25 protein-coding genes and 9 tRNA genes are annotated in these 13,483 nt (G+C 68.3%); 2 read left to right on the top strand and 32 right to left on the bottom strand.

Features of this window, described 5'->3' with window-relative positions:
* Positions 1-66: 66 nt before the first annotated feature.
* From BDK92_RS35020 to BDK92_RS35135, 26 genes are all read right to left on the bottom strand, one after another.
* On the bottom strand, positions 67-915 hold the full coding sequence (locus BDK92_RS35020; protein WP_121160592.1) for a TIR domain-containing protein: 849 nt from the start codon (positions 913-915) through the stop codon (positions 67-69).
* Positions 912-1,112 carry a hypothetical protein gene (locus tag BDK92_RS35025; RefSeq protein WP_121160593.1) on the bottom strand — a complete coding sequence of 67 codons (201 nt, stop codon included), beginning with the start codon at positions 1,110-1,112 and terminating at the stop codon, positions 912-914. Before BDK92_RS35025 ends, BDK92_RS35020 begins: the two co-directional genes overlap by 4 nt.
* Positions 1,109-1,501, bottom strand: a complete 393-nt coding sequence (locus BDK92_RS35030; RefSeq protein WP_121160594.1) for a hypothetical protein — start codon at positions 1,499-1,501, stop codon at positions 1,109-1,111. Before BDK92_RS35030 ends, BDK92_RS35025 begins: the two co-directional genes overlap by 4 nt.
* Positions 1,498-1,833, bottom strand: a complete 336-nt coding sequence (locus BDK92_RS35035; protein WP_121160595.1) for a hypothetical protein — start codon at positions 1,831-1,833, stop codon at positions 1,498-1,500. The genes BDK92_RS35030 and BDK92_RS35035 overlap by 4 nt, the downstream gene beginning before the upstream one ends.
* The gene (locus BDK92_RS35040) at positions 1,826-2,044 is read right to left on the bottom strand and encodes a hypothetical protein (RefSeq protein ID WP_121160596.1); all 219 of its coding nucleotides are present in this window, start codon (positions 2,042-2,044) and stop codon (positions 1,826-1,828) included. The genes BDK92_RS35035 and BDK92_RS35040 overlap by 8 nt, the downstream gene beginning before the upstream one ends.
* Positions 2,044-2,613: a hypothetical protein gene (locus BDK92_RS35045; protein ID WP_121160597.1), complete on the bottom strand. Its 570-nt coding sequence runs from the start codon at positions 2,611-2,613 to the stop codon at positions 2,044-2,046. Before BDK92_RS35045 ends, BDK92_RS35040 begins: the two co-directional genes overlap by 1 nt.
* Positions 2,610-2,843 carry a hypothetical protein gene (locus tag BDK92_RS35050; protein ID WP_121160598.1) on the bottom strand — a complete coding sequence of 78 codons (234 nt, stop codon included), beginning with the start codon at positions 2,841-2,843 and terminating at the stop codon, positions 2,610-2,612. Before BDK92_RS35050 ends, BDK92_RS35045 begins: the two co-directional genes overlap by 4 nt.
* A complete protein-coding gene (locus BDK92_RS35055; RefSeq protein ID WP_121160599.1) occupies positions 2,840-3,526 on the bottom strand; it encodes a nucleotidyltransferase domain-containing protein in 687 nt (228 codons plus the stop codon). Before BDK92_RS35055 ends, BDK92_RS35050 begins: the two co-directional genes overlap by 4 nt.
* A 1-nt stretch (position 3,527) precedes the next feature.
* On the bottom strand, positions 3,528-4,454 hold the full coding sequence (locus tag BDK92_RS35060; RefSeq protein WP_121160600.1) for a phosphatase domain-containing protein: 927 nt from the start codon (positions 4,452-4,454) through the stop codon (positions 3,528-3,530).
* Positions 4,454-5,560: an RNA ligase gene (locus BDK92_RS35065; protein ID WP_246017422.1), complete on the bottom strand. Its 1,107-nt coding sequence runs from the start codon at positions 5,558-5,560 to the stop codon at positions 4,454-4,456. The genes BDK92_RS35060 and BDK92_RS35065 overlap by 1 nt, the downstream gene beginning before the upstream one ends.
* Positions 5,557-5,898 (bottom strand): hypothetical protein, encoded by a 342-nt coding sequence (locus tag BDK92_RS35070; RefSeq protein WP_121160601.1) that lies wholly within the window; start codon positions 5,896-5,898, stop codon positions 5,557-5,559. The genes BDK92_RS35065 and BDK92_RS35070 overlap by 4 nt, the downstream gene beginning before the upstream one ends.
* Positions 5,899-5,900: 2 nt before the next feature.
* Positions 5,901-6,938 carry a hypothetical protein gene (locus BDK92_RS35075; protein WP_121160602.1) on the bottom strand — a complete coding sequence of 346 codons (1,038 nt, stop codon included), beginning with the start codon at positions 6,936-6,938 and terminating at the stop codon, positions 5,901-5,903.
* A gap of 3 nt (positions 6,939-6,941) precedes the next feature.
* Positions 6,942-7,157 carry a hypothetical protein gene (locus tag BDK92_RS35080; RefSeq protein WP_147457215.1) on the bottom strand — a complete coding sequence of 72 codons (216 nt, stop codon included), beginning with the start codon at positions 7,155-7,157 and terminating at the stop codon, positions 6,942-6,944.
* Positions 7,154-7,462, bottom strand: a complete 309-nt coding sequence (locus BDK92_RS35085) for a hypothetical protein (RefSeq protein ID WP_121160604.1) — start codon at positions 7,460-7,462, stop codon at positions 7,154-7,156. The genes BDK92_RS35080 and BDK92_RS35085 overlap by 4 nt, the downstream gene beginning before the upstream one ends.
* Positions 7,463-7,465: 3 nt before the next feature.
* The gene (locus BDK92_RS39420) at positions 7,466-7,627 is read right to left on the bottom strand and encodes a hypothetical protein (protein WP_170208800.1); all 162 of its coding nucleotides are present in this window, start codon (positions 7,625-7,627) and stop codon (positions 7,466-7,468) included.
* Entirely contained in the window at positions 7,624-7,890 is a 267-nt protein-coding gene (locus tag BDK92_RS35090; protein WP_121160605.1) for a hypothetical protein, read from the bottom strand. The genes BDK92_RS39420 and BDK92_RS35090 overlap by 4 nt, the downstream gene beginning before the upstream one ends.
* 95 nt (positions 7,891-7,985) lie before the next feature.
* Entirely contained in the window at positions 7,986-8,168 is a 183-nt protein-coding gene (locus BDK92_RS35095) for a hypothetical protein (RefSeq protein ID WP_147457216.1), read from the bottom strand.
* 95 nt (positions 8,169-8,263) lie between these two features.
* The gene (locus tag BDK92_RS38655; RefSeq protein ID WP_147457217.1) at positions 8,264-8,617 is read right to left on the bottom strand and encodes a hypothetical protein; all 354 of its coding nucleotides are present in this window, start codon (positions 8,615-8,617) and stop codon (positions 8,264-8,266) included.
* Entirely contained in the window at positions 8,614-8,982 is a 369-nt protein-coding gene (locus BDK92_RS35100; protein WP_121160607.1) for a hypothetical protein, read from the bottom strand. Before BDK92_RS35100 ends, BDK92_RS38655 begins: the two co-directional genes overlap by 4 nt.
* Before the next feature lie 3 nt (positions 8,983-8,985).
* Entirely contained in the window at positions 8,986-9,654 is a 669-nt protein-coding gene (locus BDK92_RS35105) for a hypothetical protein (protein WP_121160608.1), read from the bottom strand.
* A gap of 405 nt (positions 9,655-10,059) precedes the next feature.
* Positions 10,060-10,133, bottom strand: a tRNA-Cys gene (locus BDK92_RS35110).
* A 12-nt stretch (positions 10,134-10,145) separates the two neighbouring features.
* Positions 10,146-10,218, bottom strand: a tRNA-Arg gene (locus tag BDK92_RS35115).
* A gap of 210 nt (positions 10,219-10,428) precedes the next feature.
* Positions 10,429-10,502 (bottom strand) — tRNA-His (locus BDK92_RS35120).
* Positions 10,503-10,516: 14 nt separating this feature from the next.
* Positions 10,517-10,590, bottom strand: a tRNA-Val gene (locus BDK92_RS35125).
* Positions 10,581-11,120 (bottom strand): hypothetical protein, encoded by a 540-nt coding sequence (locus BDK92_RS35130; RefSeq protein WP_121160609.1) that lies wholly within the window; start codon positions 11,118-11,120, stop codon positions 10,581-10,583. The genes BDK92_RS35125 and BDK92_RS35130 overlap by 10 nt, the downstream gene beginning before the upstream one ends.
* A 25-nt stretch (positions 11,121-11,145) precedes the next feature.
* Complete coding sequence (locus BDK92_RS35135; protein WP_147457218.1) at positions 11,146-11,562, bottom strand: SEL1-like repeat protein; 417 nt, start codon at positions 11,560-11,562, stop codon at positions 11,146-11,148.
* Between the two features lie 162 nt (positions 11,563-11,724).
* Between BDK92_RS35135 and BDK92_RS41355 the strand changes: the two genes are divergently transcribed.
* Positions 11,725-12,429, top strand: a complete 705-nt coding sequence (locus BDK92_RS41355; RefSeq protein WP_425462330.1) for a Scr1 family TA system antitoxin-like transcriptional regulator — start codon at positions 11,725-11,727, stop codon at positions 12,427-12,429.
* Here the strand turns inward: BDK92_RS41355 and BDK92_RS35145 are convergent.
* From BDK92_RS35145 to BDK92_RS35155, 3 genes are all read right to left on the bottom strand, one after another.
* A tRNA-Asn gene (locus BDK92_RS35145) sits at positions 12,392-12,462 on the bottom strand. The two genes, BDK92_RS41355 and BDK92_RS35145, sit on opposite strands and share 38 nt — an antisense overlap.
* 1 nt (position 12,463) lies before the next feature.
* A tRNA-Glu gene (locus tag BDK92_RS35150) sits at positions 12,464-12,540 on the bottom strand.
* 5 nt (positions 12,541-12,545) lie between these two features.
* Positions 12,546-12,617: transfer RNA gene (locus BDK92_RS35155), tRNA-Val, on the bottom strand.
* Between the two features lie 31 nt (positions 12,618-12,648).
* On the opposite strand from BDK92_RS35155, the gene BDK92_RS35160 reads away from it, so the two are divergent.
* Complete coding sequence (locus tag BDK92_RS35160) at positions 12,649-12,972, top strand: helix-turn-helix domain-containing protein (protein ID WP_170208801.1); 324 nt, start codon at positions 12,649-12,651, stop codon at positions 12,970-12,972.
* On the opposite strand, the gene BDK92_RS35165 is transcribed toward BDK92_RS35160, so the two are convergent.
* The 3 genes from BDK92_RS35165 to BDK92_RS41360 form a co-directional block, all read right to left on the bottom strand.
* Positions 12,951-13,025 (bottom strand) — tRNA-Met (locus BDK92_RS35165). The genes BDK92_RS35160 and BDK92_RS35165 overlap by 22 nt on opposite strands.
* 2 nt (positions 13,026-13,027) lie before the next feature.
* Positions 13,028-13,100, bottom strand: a tRNA-Lys gene (locus BDK92_RS35170).
* Positions 13,091-13,462 (bottom strand): endonuclease domain-containing protein, encoded by a 372-nt coding sequence (locus BDK92_RS41360; protein ID WP_121160612.1) that lies wholly within the window; start codon positions 13,460-13,462, stop codon positions 13,091-13,093. The genes BDK92_RS35170 and BDK92_RS41360 overlap by 10 nt, the downstream gene beginning before the upstream one ends.
* Positions 13,463-13,483: the final 21 nt, after the last annotated feature.

Consider the following 13,483-nt stretch of genomic DNA (forward strand, 5'->3'; position numbering starts at 1 on the left):
ACACAGATGCGGGCGACCCGCACATTGTCAGGATGTGCGGGTCGCCCGCAGGCGACACCCGACCGGTCAGAACGTCGGGGTTGAGCTACCCGTGATCGCCGCCGCCCCGGTGCCGGCAACAGCACCGGTTTCCTCGTACCGGTAGGTGACGGGCTTGCCGGCCTGTGTGGCGTGGTCGATCTCGGCGCGGGTGCTGTCGCCCATGTATTTGCCGGGGCACACCACGATGACCTCGTCGGACATGCCGATCGCCGCGAAGTGCCTCGCCTTGAGGTTGGCGATCTGCTCCGAGGTCGGGGCCGGCTCCCCTGGTAGGGGGAAGGCGGGGGACAGGACGACCACCCCGGTCAGGGCCAACTCCCGTTCGACGCGCCGGAACTGGTCGGCGAAGCGGATCGACCCGCACAGGGTGACGACCCGCGGCCGGGTGTTGGCGGCCCGAGGTGGGTGCCCGTCTCCGCGAGATCGCAGTGCAATATCGACGGCGGTCATGGCGGCGACCGCCTGCGCCCACTCCTCCTCGAAGTCCCGCCGGGAGTTGTCCTCCAAGGCGTTCTCGAAGCCGGACAGCGCCTCCCGCAGCTCGGCCAGCGACGAACTCGCCGACACTTCGGCATTCTGCCGGTCCAGGAGCTGGTTCAGGTACTTGACCAGGCGAACCAGGGCCTCTTCCATGTCGAGGGTCTTGAACACCCCACGCCAGTCGCGGTCGCGGTGCCGGCCGGGGTGGAGTTCGTGGACGAAGATCCCGCCGTCGCTGCTGATCGTGTCGAGTCCTTCGGTGGACCTCAGCTCAAACGTGCGGGTCTTGAGCTCGTTGGTCCACCGCTCGGGGAAGTCGACGGTGACGACGGCGATCGGGCCGCCCCACTCGGCGGTGCTGCGGGTGATGGTGAGGTCGTCACGGGTGATCACGGCTTCACCTCCTCCACCTGCGCGAGCAGGCGCATGGCCGTCTGGTGGTTGTGGTAGTGCGGGGCGCTGGTCAGGTGATTGACCACCTCGCTGAGAGTGGCGTCCGGGTCCTCGGGGGACACCTGGAACTGGCGGATGCAGGGCGGCTTGGTGGTGGACGGGCACCGCAGCACCGTGCCCTCGGGGATGTCGTTCACGGGGTCACCGTCGTGATGAAGCCCGTCGGGTCGGGCAACCGCTGGGCGGCGGCGTTGAGCCCGTCGGCCATGGCCTGGGCTTGTGCCCACCGGGCCGGGGCGTCCGTGGACGGGTCACCGTCCTCCACGTACAGGCTGTCCCACAGCCTGATGATGTCCCCGGCGTAGCAGGGGTTGGGCAACCGCAGGTTCATCCGCTCGTCCTCGGTTGAGTCGGGGCCACTCGGGAGGGCCGTGCCGCGCCGGATCGAGATGTTGACTTCGTCCTCGTCGGTGAGGTCGGTGAGGTCATCGAGGACAAAGCCGTCCGTGTCGGTGAGGATGGCCCGCCACGGGCCGCGCAGGTGCTCGTTGATGTCGGGTTCGGTGGTGGTTTGGGTGTCGGTCATGGCATCTCCTCAGTGGCAGGTGGGCGACGGGGAACGATGGACGCAGTCCCCTCCGGCTCGGGTGGCAGGAACTCGTCCAGCAGCGCGGCCTTCGCCTGGCTGCTGATCTGCCGGTCGGTGCCCAGCACCAGTGCGACAGACATGTGGCGCAGGCGGATGACGTACGCGCGGCGCGCGGCGAACAGGTCGCCGGCCAGGGTGGCGCGGCGGTACGGCTGCGTGGGGGCGAGCCGGGAAATGTAGTAGCCGACCCGTAGGTGGGCGGCCCGGAGGAGGAACCCGGCCGCGATGAAGGCGGGGATCGTCAGCAGGCCGAGTAGGTAGTTAGCCACGGTGGCACCACCGTTCCGGTGTGTTCCCGAGCGCCACCCGGGCGGCGTGCATGATCGCCGGGTGGGCGGTCGCCGGGTACTGCTCGGTCAGGGACTCGATCGCAGCGGCGATCTCCCGCTCGGTACGGGCAATGATCTGTGACTCGGCGAGCATGGCTTCGACCTGGGCGGGGTCGCGGCGGGCTGCCTGCGTGGGGTCGTAGCGTGGCATCAGCCAGCCTGATCGGTAAGGAACCGGTCGATCAGGTCCAGGTGCTTCCGGGTCAGCCCGACACCGGTCTTCGGCGACACGATCAGCGTCGGTGCGTGCTTGGCCAGTGCGGCACCGTCGTCGTGGGCACGCAGCTCCCAGTTGGCGTCGTCGTCGGTCCAGACCAGGGCCCGACCCTCGATTCCCACCACCCGCTCCGCGGCCGGGTACTTCCACCACCCGCGCCGCGTCGACAACGCGGCCAGGCCGGCGAGCCCTTGGGGGCACTCAGTGAAATCCGGGGCGGGGCGCACCGGGAAGTGCGGCAGGTCGAGCAGTCTCGACAGGTTGACCGCCTCGTCCTGCCAGGTGGTGTGCCACCAAATCTCGGCCCGGCCGCGGTCGTGGGCGTCGCGGAGGAAGTCGAGAACGGGGGTGGCGGCGAGGATCGGCCAGTCCTGGCCGCCGCTGCGGGCACGACCGGTGAACCACTGGTGCTTGGGCCACACAGGGGTGACGGGTTTGCGGCTGATGGCGTTGATGACCCCGTCGATGTCGAGTAGCCAGATCGGGGGTTTGGAGTCGGTCATGCTGCCTCCTTCGATGTCTCGTTGCGGTGGGCCAGTTCCGCGTCAACCCCTTCGAGGAGGGCGAGCGTGAGAAGCCCGGACTGCGCGGGTGGGGCCGACCCTTTCGGCCCCACCCGGTGGAACGTGCCGGCGGCGAGGTGCCCTGCAACCCGGTCCAGGCCGGCCAGCAGGTTGGCCCGGATCGTGTGCAGCGTCTCGGTGGACGCGGCCTCGAACCCGCCGCCGGTCACGCCGGGGCCAGATGCGCCCGGCGGGCCCGCAGCAACCACGCCTCCACCGGGGTCCGGTCCGGCTCGTCCGGGAGCACCGTGCGGGCCTTTTCGAACATGTGCTTGTACATGGCGATCAGGTGCTCGGCGTCGTTCAGCGCCCCGTCGGCGACCCGCTCACCGAACTTGTGCAGCTCCTCCGGGTTGTGGACCCGGATCGTCAGCTTGCCGGTGGTGTACAGCTCGTACCCCTGCTGGCACAGGCGGGCCAGGTGCCGGGCGTGCTTCGCCGTGCGTTTCCTGGTGTCGGCCGAGAACGAACCGTCGCCGCGGGCCGTGAGCCGCCCGAACTGGCCGATGGCGTACCCGAGGTACGCGTCCCGGACCCGGTGCGCGGACAGGAACGCCGACCGGATGCCGATCAGCTCGTCACCCAGTGGCGTTCGGGTCTCGTACTCGTCGAGCCACACCAGCTCCATCGCCGTCGGGTTGCCCCCCAACGCGAGCCGGCACCACTTCGCCGCCTCGTGGTACGTGGCGTCCGGCTTGTTGGTGACGTGGGTGTCCTTCGGCGGGGTCAGCCCGAGGACGGCTTCGGTGGGGGCGGCAAACAGGCCGAGCCGATCCACGTCCGAACCGGGGCCGGCCAGCCCGTAGGCGGTCGACCCGACCACGCCGGCCAGCAGTAGATTGGTGGGCACCATTTCAGAAGTCACCATCGGCTACCTGGAACACGGTCAGGCCGAGCGACCTCCACATCCGGACCACCCGGTCCCGGTCGTCGAACACCGCAGCGACCCGGTATCGGTCCCGGACGTGGGCGTTGAACAGCTCCAATTTCACGACCGCGTCGTCCCGGCCGTCGCCGGCCGCGCGCATGAACAGACCCTCGTACGCGTACGGGTAGTGCTCCGCCAACCACTTCTCGGTAGCCTCACGGCAGCCCTCAGACCGGCCAGACATGAAGACCACCCGGTGCCCCGCGTGGACCATGGCCAGCACGGCGGACCGTACCGGCATGTTCGGGGCGTCGCCGCCGACAAGGGTTTCGTCGTACGGCGACCGGCGGCCCTCGTGGAGGCACATGGTCCCGTCGAGGTCGACCAGCACGATCGATGGGGCGACGGCCGGCGCCACGTACTGTTCGGCGACCGGGGCGGTCGGCAGCTCCGGGATCGGTAGCCGCTTGCCCTTGGCCTGCTTGAGGTACCGGTCGAACGTCTTCTGGATGAATTCCTCGCCGACCTGGTCGTGCCCCTCCCGGAGTGCGTCCCGGCGCACGCACTCGTCAACCGGAACCTCCAAGAACTCGTCCCGGATGACCAACTCGGCGCCGACCTGGGCGGCGAGCTTCTGCCAACCCTTCACCGCACTGGCCGGCAGGTTGGTGTCGTCCGCGATGACGCTGACGCCGGAGCGGAGCAGCGCCCGGACCTGGGCTTGGTGCGCCACGGTGATCTGCTGCTCGGCCTCGTCGGTGTAGAGCGGCTTGCCGTGGAACAGTCGGCGGAGGCTGTCGCGGTTGACGCGGGCGACCGGTTGTCCGGCGGCCAGCATCTCGTCTCGTAGTGCTAGCGCGAAGGTGGTCTTTCCGGAGGCCATGAGCCCACGGGTGATGATCAGTTTGGCCATCAGGCCGCGTCCTCTCCGTAGGTGCGGCCGGTGGGGGTCCACCCGGCCTCAGGCTTGGCCCGCTTCCACAGCTCGGCGGTGATGTCCTTGCCGTCGAGCAGGTTGAACAGCGCCCACCGCAGTGCGTGCGGGGCGGCGAGGGCGGCGAAGTCCCGGCGAGGGAACTCGTCAGGGAGTTGGGCGAGGATCAGACCAAACACCCACTGTGCGGCGGCTTCGGCTTCGTCCACCCGCTTCGACAGGGTGTAGGCGACCGCCTTGCACCAGTCGTGGAACTCGTCGGGCAGCGGGGCGATCAGGTCGGCGAGCGGTTTGCCGTCCATGAGGTGCTGCCAGATGACGCGGGCGTTGAATCCGGTGACGATCCGATGCAGGGCTACGTAGTCAGCCTGCTTGATCTTCACCATGCCGCCGTCGACCAGCGACCGAACCACCACACCCTCAGCGTTCGGCCGGGGCGGCATCGCCAGCGCATCGGCGAACGTAGCCGCCGGGAAGTGCTCCACGATCGGCCCGTACCAGGTGCCGAACCACGACGGGTCGTACACCGCCCCATCGCCGATGCCGACCCCGCCGAGGAGGATCAGGTCGTCCAACCCGTCGTAGTCGAGCACGATCCGGTTGGCCGGGTAGACGATCTCGACCAGGGTGGTCGTGCCCGGCGTCGGCCGGAAGCTTGCGTACCGGTTGCGCAGCACCTCGGTTGCGTGCACCGCCTGCTCGCTCGTGAAGGAGCCACGAGTGGCGACCGCCCAACCACCGAACGGCAGCGGGTAGATGATTCCGAGGGAACCATCCGCCTTGTCCGTAACCAACACGGGGTCGTTCAGGCCAATCGTGGCGGCGCCGGCCTGACCGTGGTTGAAGAACTTTGGGTAGGGCCGGGCGACGACCTCGTGGGTGTCGCTGCGCGCGATCAGACCCCGGCAGGTCAGAGTGACCGGAGTCCAAGCCCCCGCGTACTGGCACATTTCGGTGTAGTTGTAGATCACCAACGGCTGCGTCGGGTGGTACTGGACACGCACGTACCCGTCGTCAATCGCCTGTTCCAGGTCGCGCAGGTCGAAGAGATGGTCCAGGTACAGCGGGGCGGTCAGCGTGGTCACCGGGCACCGTCCGATGCGAAGAACCCGAACCCGTCGCGTCGCAACCGGGCGTTGATCGCCGCCGACACGGTTGCGTCGTCCTTCGCCTTCTGGATCGGGTCGTAGGTGCTCACCTCGTAGTCGGCGGCGAACGGGTAGTGGTAACCCTTCGTGGTTCTGACCATCAGCACCTCAGTGCCGGGCGTCGCCCGCTTGGCGCCGATGACCCAGCCCATCAGCCACGACGGCGAATCGGTTTCGATCGACCTGCCGTAGGACTCGACGCTATCGACCACGAAATAACCGTGGCCGGTGCGGATCCCGTCGCCGCGCTCCAACTCGTCGGCTCGTTTGCTCATGGTCACTGCCCTTCCGGGGAACTGGTGACCGGCCGGCGGGCGGCGTCGACCTCGGCGGCCTTTGCCCGGATCACCGCGATCAGCTCGGCCCGGAACTCCGGTCCGCGCAGCGCGTCGAGGTCGACCGGACCGGTCCCCGTGATGGGGTAGGCCACGCACCGGGCCGGGCCGTCGCCGAGCAGGTCCAGGTATCCGGACCGCAACCCCCACGCGGAGATGGCGGCGTCGGCGAACCCGGGCAGGATCTTGATGTGCCAGCCCGGGGTCCAGGCCGGGGTCCGGACATGTTCGTTCCTGATGCGCGGGGTCCGGCTGTTCGGGTCCAGACCCCGGTACAACTCGGCCAGGATCGGCACGTCGGCCAACTCCCGCATGATGTCGAGCACCAACGCCTCCGCGACCGCCCGAGTGTTCTCGGCCGGGTCACGCTCCACGACCGGCGGGGCCACGTAGTCGTGCAGGCGGCGGGCCTTGAAGGTCTTGAGCGAGTTCGCCGGGATGACCTGCTGGTCGAGCAGGGCGGCATACACCTCCGGGGTGATCCGCGCCTTCGGGACCTGCCCGTTGCCGTCCACGATGATGGAGATCTCCGTGACCCGCCCAGGGTCGTCGCCCCAGCCCCGGTCCCAGAACACCGACACCCAGTCGTTGGTCTCGGCCAGCTCGCGGAGGGTGGTGATGGCCGCGTCGACCGTGGACAGGGTCGGAACCTCGGGCTCGGCGTCGGCAATCGGGGTCATCTCCCGGAAGCCAGGCGCCTGGTGGACCTGCTCGGCGTGCTTCCCACACACCCCCGTGCGGGTCTCACCGGGGTAGAACAGGCCCTCGGTCTCCATGCCGGTCCGGTAGTCGTCCACGACGACCCGATGGGTGGCCTTGGCCGGGCACATGTCCGCCTCGGACCGCCACGCCTCGGCGAGGAGGACGTAGCAGCCGGTGGTGTCCTTCCGGCCGCCGGTCATCAGGTAGACCTGCTGCACTGCGATGGCCAGGCGGTCGGCGGCTCGGACGGTGCCGGCGTTGTCCAGGGTGTTGATCACGGGCTACTCCTTCGGGTCGGTGAGTTGGGGGAGTGTGGTCTTGCGGCAGCCGGGGCACCGGTCGATGCCACCCGGGCCGGCGCACAACCAGCCGTCGGTACGCATCCGCTCCCGGACTTCGGCGACGGACACACCGGTCCACGCGGCGTCATCCGGGCATCCGAGGTCGGCGTTGGCCGGGCCGTTGCAGCGGACCTCCACCAAGCGGTGAACGCTCACCGGTTGCCGCCGGCCAGCAGTGGCGCCGCGCGGGGGTGGTCAATCGGGACGATGCGGAAGACGAGCGCGTTAGCGGTGATGATCTGCCGGTCCCGGCTGCCGACCTCGTTCATGGCGTTGGTGTACCGCCAGAACCGGCGCCCGCTGGCGGTGAAGATCATGGACGTGGTGACGCGGGTGACCGTCGTCGCGTGGGCCTCGTACTTCCCTCGCCCGAGGTAGGCAAGTTCGGCCACCGGCTCACCGAGGGCGAACCAGCGCTCGGCCTCGGTGAGCGCGACCTGGCGGGCGATGCTTCGGTTCACAGGTCAGCCCTCGTCTTCGTGCTTGGTCGGGTCGACCGGTACGGCCTGGCGCTCCCGTACGGCCTCGATCAACGTGAGGGAGTCGCGGTGCCAGTCGGCGAGTACGTCCAACTCTGGGACCGACAGGTCGGCCAGGTTGATCGGCGGGAACGCCTGGACGGTCATCGGGTGCCGTCGTTGGAGGCGGCGAGGTTGACCACGCGCACCGGGCCGTTGTGGCGCTCGATGAACTTGTCGAGGTCGCTGCGGAACACCTGTCCCCGGACCCCGTCCGGCACCCACTCCTGATCGGTGGGCCAGAAGGCGTCGAACTGTCGCCGGTTGTGGTCGTCGGCCGGGCGGCTCAGGTCGACGTGGACGATGACCTCCGTCGGGAAGGTGAAGTCCTCCCGCGAGGGGATTCCCGCCGTGGGCTTGGTCGTCTTCATCGCTACTCCCTGGCCGATCGATACCGCTTACATCTACTAAGTTACAGTACGGCAGGCATGATCGCTATCAGATCTATCAAGTTTGTGTGAGATTACTAGGCCGACTTGCACTTGGCGAGCGCGGCGATAGTCGCCAACGCGCGGAACAACGCCCGAATCTGCTCGGGAGTGAGCGCAGCCAAGTCCCCGCCGGTCAACCGCACGTCGAGACTCAGCCCCACCAGCACGCCCATGTGATTCCGGACGACGCGTTGGCGAGACACCACAGGCTCAGGCACGCGGGGCACCACCGGCCGAGACAACCGGAGGACGTGCGACCTACTCGGGTCGATGCCGATCGCGGCGAGCGTCCGGGCCACACCCACGTGGGTGCTCAACGGGGGCCACCGCCATCGGCTTCGCGTTCGGCAATGCGTTCCAATGCCTCGTTGTAGTGGCCGCGAGCCCTCGGTGGCGTGGCTTTCCGGGCGGGCTCATCTCGGCCCGCGTGTGGGCTGCACGCGGCGCCGTGGCTGGCCTTCCAGCCATGCCCGGTTGCCGTGACCAGCCACCAGGACTTGTTCTCCCCGATCAGTTCGCCGCCCACGTCGCAGCGGCGCACCGTGGGGATCAAGGGGTGGGGGCCACTGACAACGAACAGGCCGCTCGCTGGCGCGGGACCCTGGACCGGGTTGACCACGGCGCCGAGGTTGTCGAGGCTGATCTCGGGAGGTATGGGCTGCGTCATCGGATGCCCGCCTTGCTGGCCGCGCCCTCGCGGTTTGTCAGTCCGGCGATCCACGCCGGGGCTCCGCTGTTCGGGTCACCCTCGGTCTGCCGCTTTCGCAACCGGGCCGCGAGTTCGGTCAGCCGGGCCGCGAACCGTTCGAGGTGGTCCGCGTCCTCCACGTTGATCCCGCCGACTTGGATCACCCCGCCCAGGTCTACGACGATCACCGCCCGGTCGTTGGTGCCGACGAGTTGTGCGTGCCCCTGCGGGTCGGACAGGTAGACGCCGGGCGCCAACCCTCGGCTGTCGTCGGTGTGCATGTTGGCGGCGGCGAGCGCGGACAGGTCGTCATCCTCGGGCGCGGGCAGTGCGGTGAAGTTCATGGGTTACGCCGCCTTCCGGACGGTGGACTGCTGCTGGGCGATGAGCGCGTCGACCTGCGCGCAGGTGAGTCGCCTGATGACCAAGCGGTGCTGGCGGTAGACCTGCCAGCCGTAGTCGGTCAGCGAGTAGTCACGGGAGTAGCCGTCTCCGGAGAGGGCACCTTCGCTGAAGATTCCCTTCGCGACCAGCGACAGGACCGTCTGCCGTTCCTGGTGGTCGCCGTGGAAATGGGCGGTCGACGCCCAGGTCTTCCCACCGGATTCCGCCGCGCGCTCGATCTCCTCGGCCTGCTTCTCGGAAAGCCGTACACCCCTCGGGGTCGGCTGCTTCGCGTCTTTGGCCGGGATCGGCTTGGCGGCGGCCTCAGCCTCCGCAACCAGCTCAGCCGGCGCATCCCACGGGCTGCGGCGGTACTGGAACACCAACTCGCCGTACGTGTGCCGCTGCTCGGTCGACCAATCGGCGATCCGGGTGCGTCGCGCCTTGTGAGTCGGTACGAGGGTGAAGTTTCCGCCGCCGGTTGACTGGCACTCCTGGCCGAATCCGCGCCGGCAGGTCGGGCAGATGACGGCGTCCGATGCCATGTAGTAGAGGCGCGTCTGCCGGTAGTCGCCGTTGGCAGCTTCGATCGAGGTGTGGACAAGGTCGACGCTGGTGATCGTGGTGGTCATCGGCTTGCCCTCCTGCGGGTCGGCGCTACTTGCATCTACCAATCTACGCCGTCCGCCACGATGAAGCTAGTTTATCTATCAAGTTAGGCCAAGATCTTTCCGCAGGTCGCAGGCAACCCGCTGTACCGTGACGCGGGGGAGCCCCGGCCGCATATGGCGTGGCCGGGGCTCCCTTCGGTGTGGGTCAGACCCACTCGAACGTGCCTCGCTTCATGCGGCCCCCCTCCTTGGTTCGCGAGCCCTCCCTGCGCTGCCCCTCGGCAACACCTCGCCGTTGCATCTATCAAATTAAGTGATGCGTACGTCAAACACAAGGACATCTATCAAGTTTTGTCTGTCCTGGACACGACAAAACCCCGGACCCACATGGGGACCGGGGTTCAGCCACACCACAGCGGACAGCATTGGAGACCGAGCAGGGATTCGAACCCTGGTGTGCGGTGTTGCAGACCGCTCCCTAGCCGCTCGGGCACTCGATCAAGATGGTGAAGTGCCCCCGAGAGGATTCGAACCTCCGACCCCCGGCTCCGGAAGCCGGTGCTCTATCCACTGAGCTACGAGGGCAGGACCGGCGTCAACGGCGAAGGGCCCACCCGAGGCAAGCGGGCGAGCCCTTCCGTGTCCGCATGACCAGACAACCCATGGAGGTGGGCAACTACGTCGGATCGTAGCGGTACCGGTGTGCTGGTGCGCGTCCCTGGTGCCGACCCAGGTATGCCCGAAGGCGACGGAGTTACAGTCCGCTGGGCGTGCCGCCGCCCACGACGCGCAGAGGGTGACTGACGGGGTTTGAACCCGCGAACCTCCCGGACCACAACCGGGCGCTCTACCAACTGAGCTACAGCCACCATGATCACTTGCGTACCCGCGCCTGGGATCGAACCAGGGGCCTCCGCCGTGTGAAAGCGGCGCTCATCCCAACTGAGCTACACGGGCATCTCCGTCCGCCCCCGCCGCCAGTACGTCAGCGAGTTCGGGCACAACTGACAACCGCTCACCGGCGGCTCACCAGGCTTCGGGGCCCACGGCTTCCCCTCGCCGCAGCACATGCCGTCCTCGCGCGGCGCCGGGATGACCGGGGGAGCGGGCACCGCGGCCGGCGGGTCGACGGGCTGCGGGTTCCGGCCCCGTCGCCCCCACCAGTCACCGGTGTTCAGCTTGTGAGCGGGCGCCGGGTCGTAGTCGTCGGGCGACCAGCCGGGGCACATCGCGTCCAGGGCGGCGCGCAGCTCCCCTGCCGGTTCCACCCGCACGTCGAGCCGGTTGCCCTCGGTCCCGCTGTCCACGTACTCGCCGAGCTGCCACGTCGCGGCGGTTTGGGCGGCGGTCAGCGGGCCGGTGACCGCGAACTCCCGGCGCTCCCCGGTTCCCTGAGCGCCGGCCAGGTACAACAGGTGGACCACGGTTGACAGGCTCTCGACGCCGGGGACGGTGACGTACACGCGGGGCAGGGTCGGATCGGTCATCCCAGCAGTCTGCACCAGCACGCGGCTACAGCTCGTTGCGGCGCTCCAACTCGCGTATCGCGTGACGGTCACCACGGCTCGCCGCAGTTCGGTACCAGTTCAGCGCCGCAACGCTGTCGCCCAGTTCCTCGCACAGCACGGCGGCGTTCCACGCAGCTTCAGCGTCCCCAGCTTCGGCGGCTTGCGCGAACCACGGCAGCGCCTCCGGCTTGCGGTTCGCGTCGCCGTCGAGCAGCAGACCGAGGTTGTTCGCGGCGTCGGAGTCCCCAGCCTCAGCCGCCGCCCGGTACCACCGCTCAGCACCCTCACGGTCGCCTGCCCGGTCCAGAGAGAGCCCCAGGTTGAACTGTTCGACGGTGTCCCCGGCGACCGCACCGGCCTGGTGCCGCCGCCCGAGCAGGCGATGCACGGGGGATAACACGCGGGTCAGCAGGTCCGTCATGCCTACCACTGTCGCATACTGCCTGGCGGCAGGGCTTGAACAAGTGCGGGGACGCCACGGGGGCGCCGGCAGTTCGGCGCCGGCCCGGCGAGGGCTACTGCACGTCGGTATGGGAGCGTGCATGATGGGCCGGTGGTAGAGAACCCAACTCCCCGCCGCCGGGTGGCGACCGAGTTGAAACGGCTCCGGGAGACGATCGGCGTACTCGGCGACGATGTTGCCGCCGCCCTCGGTTGGTCGCAGTCGAAGGTGTCGCGCGTCGAGACCGCCCGGATCGGGATCAACCTCCGGGACCTCGCCACGCTGCTGCACTACTACGGCGCCCCGTTGGAGGTTCACGCCGAACTGATGGCCGCGACCGCCGACGCCGAGGGCGTCCCCGGGGCGTGGATCGTGCAGGCCAGCGGGCCACGTCATCCCCGAGCCGGGACCCAACCGATCGGATCCCGCGCCACCTCTGTCCGCCAGTACAGCCCGCTCACCATCCCCGGCCAGTTGCAGCCCGCCGCTGACCCCAGCTCGCCGAGCTACACGCTCCTGCTGGACGCACGCGTGTTCCTCTCGTGGCCAGGTGACGTGAGCCGCCGGCAGGTCCACGCCCTCCGGGACCGCGCACAGAAGCCCGGGATCGTCGTCAAGGTGATTCCCCTCGGGGTCGAGCAGGCAGTTACCGCGGCAACGCCGTTCACGATCTACGAGTTCCCTGCCGCCCCGACCGTTGTCCACGTAGCGACTCAAACGGCGGACCTCTACCTGTCGGCGGCTACCGACGTCCGTACCTATGGGGATGTCTTCGATCGACTCGTGGCCGACGCGCTTGACATCTCGGCTCCGGTGCAGGGATTCGAACCCCGATTAGGCGGTTAACAGCCGCCCGTCCTGCCGTTGAACGACACCGGAATGGTAGCGCCGACGGGATTCGAACCCGCGAACTCCGGGTTGAAAGCCCGGCGACTTTAGCCGCTTGTCTACGACGCCATGCGTGCCCCGAGTTGGGTTCGAACCAACGGCCTCCGTCGCGTCAGGACGGCGCTCTCCCGCTGAGCTACCGGGACATGACCTTGCGTTACTGCTACCGTCCCCATCGTGACCGACAGCGTGTCGACCAGCCGGGCCACCCTTGGAGACTTCCTGACCCGTGCCCGCGAGGCACGCGGCTTCACCCGGACGGACGTCGCCAGGCATATCGGCTGCACCCTGGGAAAGATCACGGGGATCGAACGGGGCGAGGTACGCACCTCAATCCCCGACCTGCGCGCCCTGCTGGAGATCTACCAGGTCACCGATCCGCAAACCGTGGCTGACCTGACGGAACTGGCTCGTGCTACCCGGCGACCGTCACCGCAGTTGGGGGTGCCGGTGCCGCCGAAACGTGGCACGAGCGAAGTTGGGGGCGGGACCCGGAGTTGAACCGGGGGCCCGCGGCTTATGAGGCCGCCGCGCTACCACTGCGCCATCCCGCAAGTGCCCCTGTCCGGATTCGAACCGGAAACCCGCCGATTAAAAGTCGGCTGCTCTGGCCGTTGAGCTACAAGGGCTTAGTGCGATCACGTTCTACCGATACCCGCGCCGGGCGGGCGTTGCCATGCCGTGCCAGTTCGGCGTCTAGATCCGTAACTCGGAGCGCCCGGCGATCGACGTAATCATGGAGTAGTTCAAGGAACGACTTGAAGTCGTGGTTCGGCTGGGCCTCCAACCACCCCACGTTCGTGTTGCACTTCCGACAAAGAAGTGCTCGGACGCACCGGCCGCACGATCGCTCGCCGGGGCAGCACCGATGATCGTGGTCGACTGCCATGCGAGTCTCGTCAAGACCCGTGAAGCACAGGGCACAGAGACCATCCTGGCTGTCCCAGAGTGCTTGCCAGTCTGCGGGCCGGAGTCGGTATAGGGTCCACATCCGGTTGACTACTCGCCGGTT

It is taken from the genome of Micromonospora pisi (genome assembly GCF_003633685.1).
Taxonomy (GTDB): Bacteria; Actinomycetota; Actinomycetes; order Mycobacteriales; family Micromonosporaceae; genus Micromonospora_G; species Micromonospora_G pisi.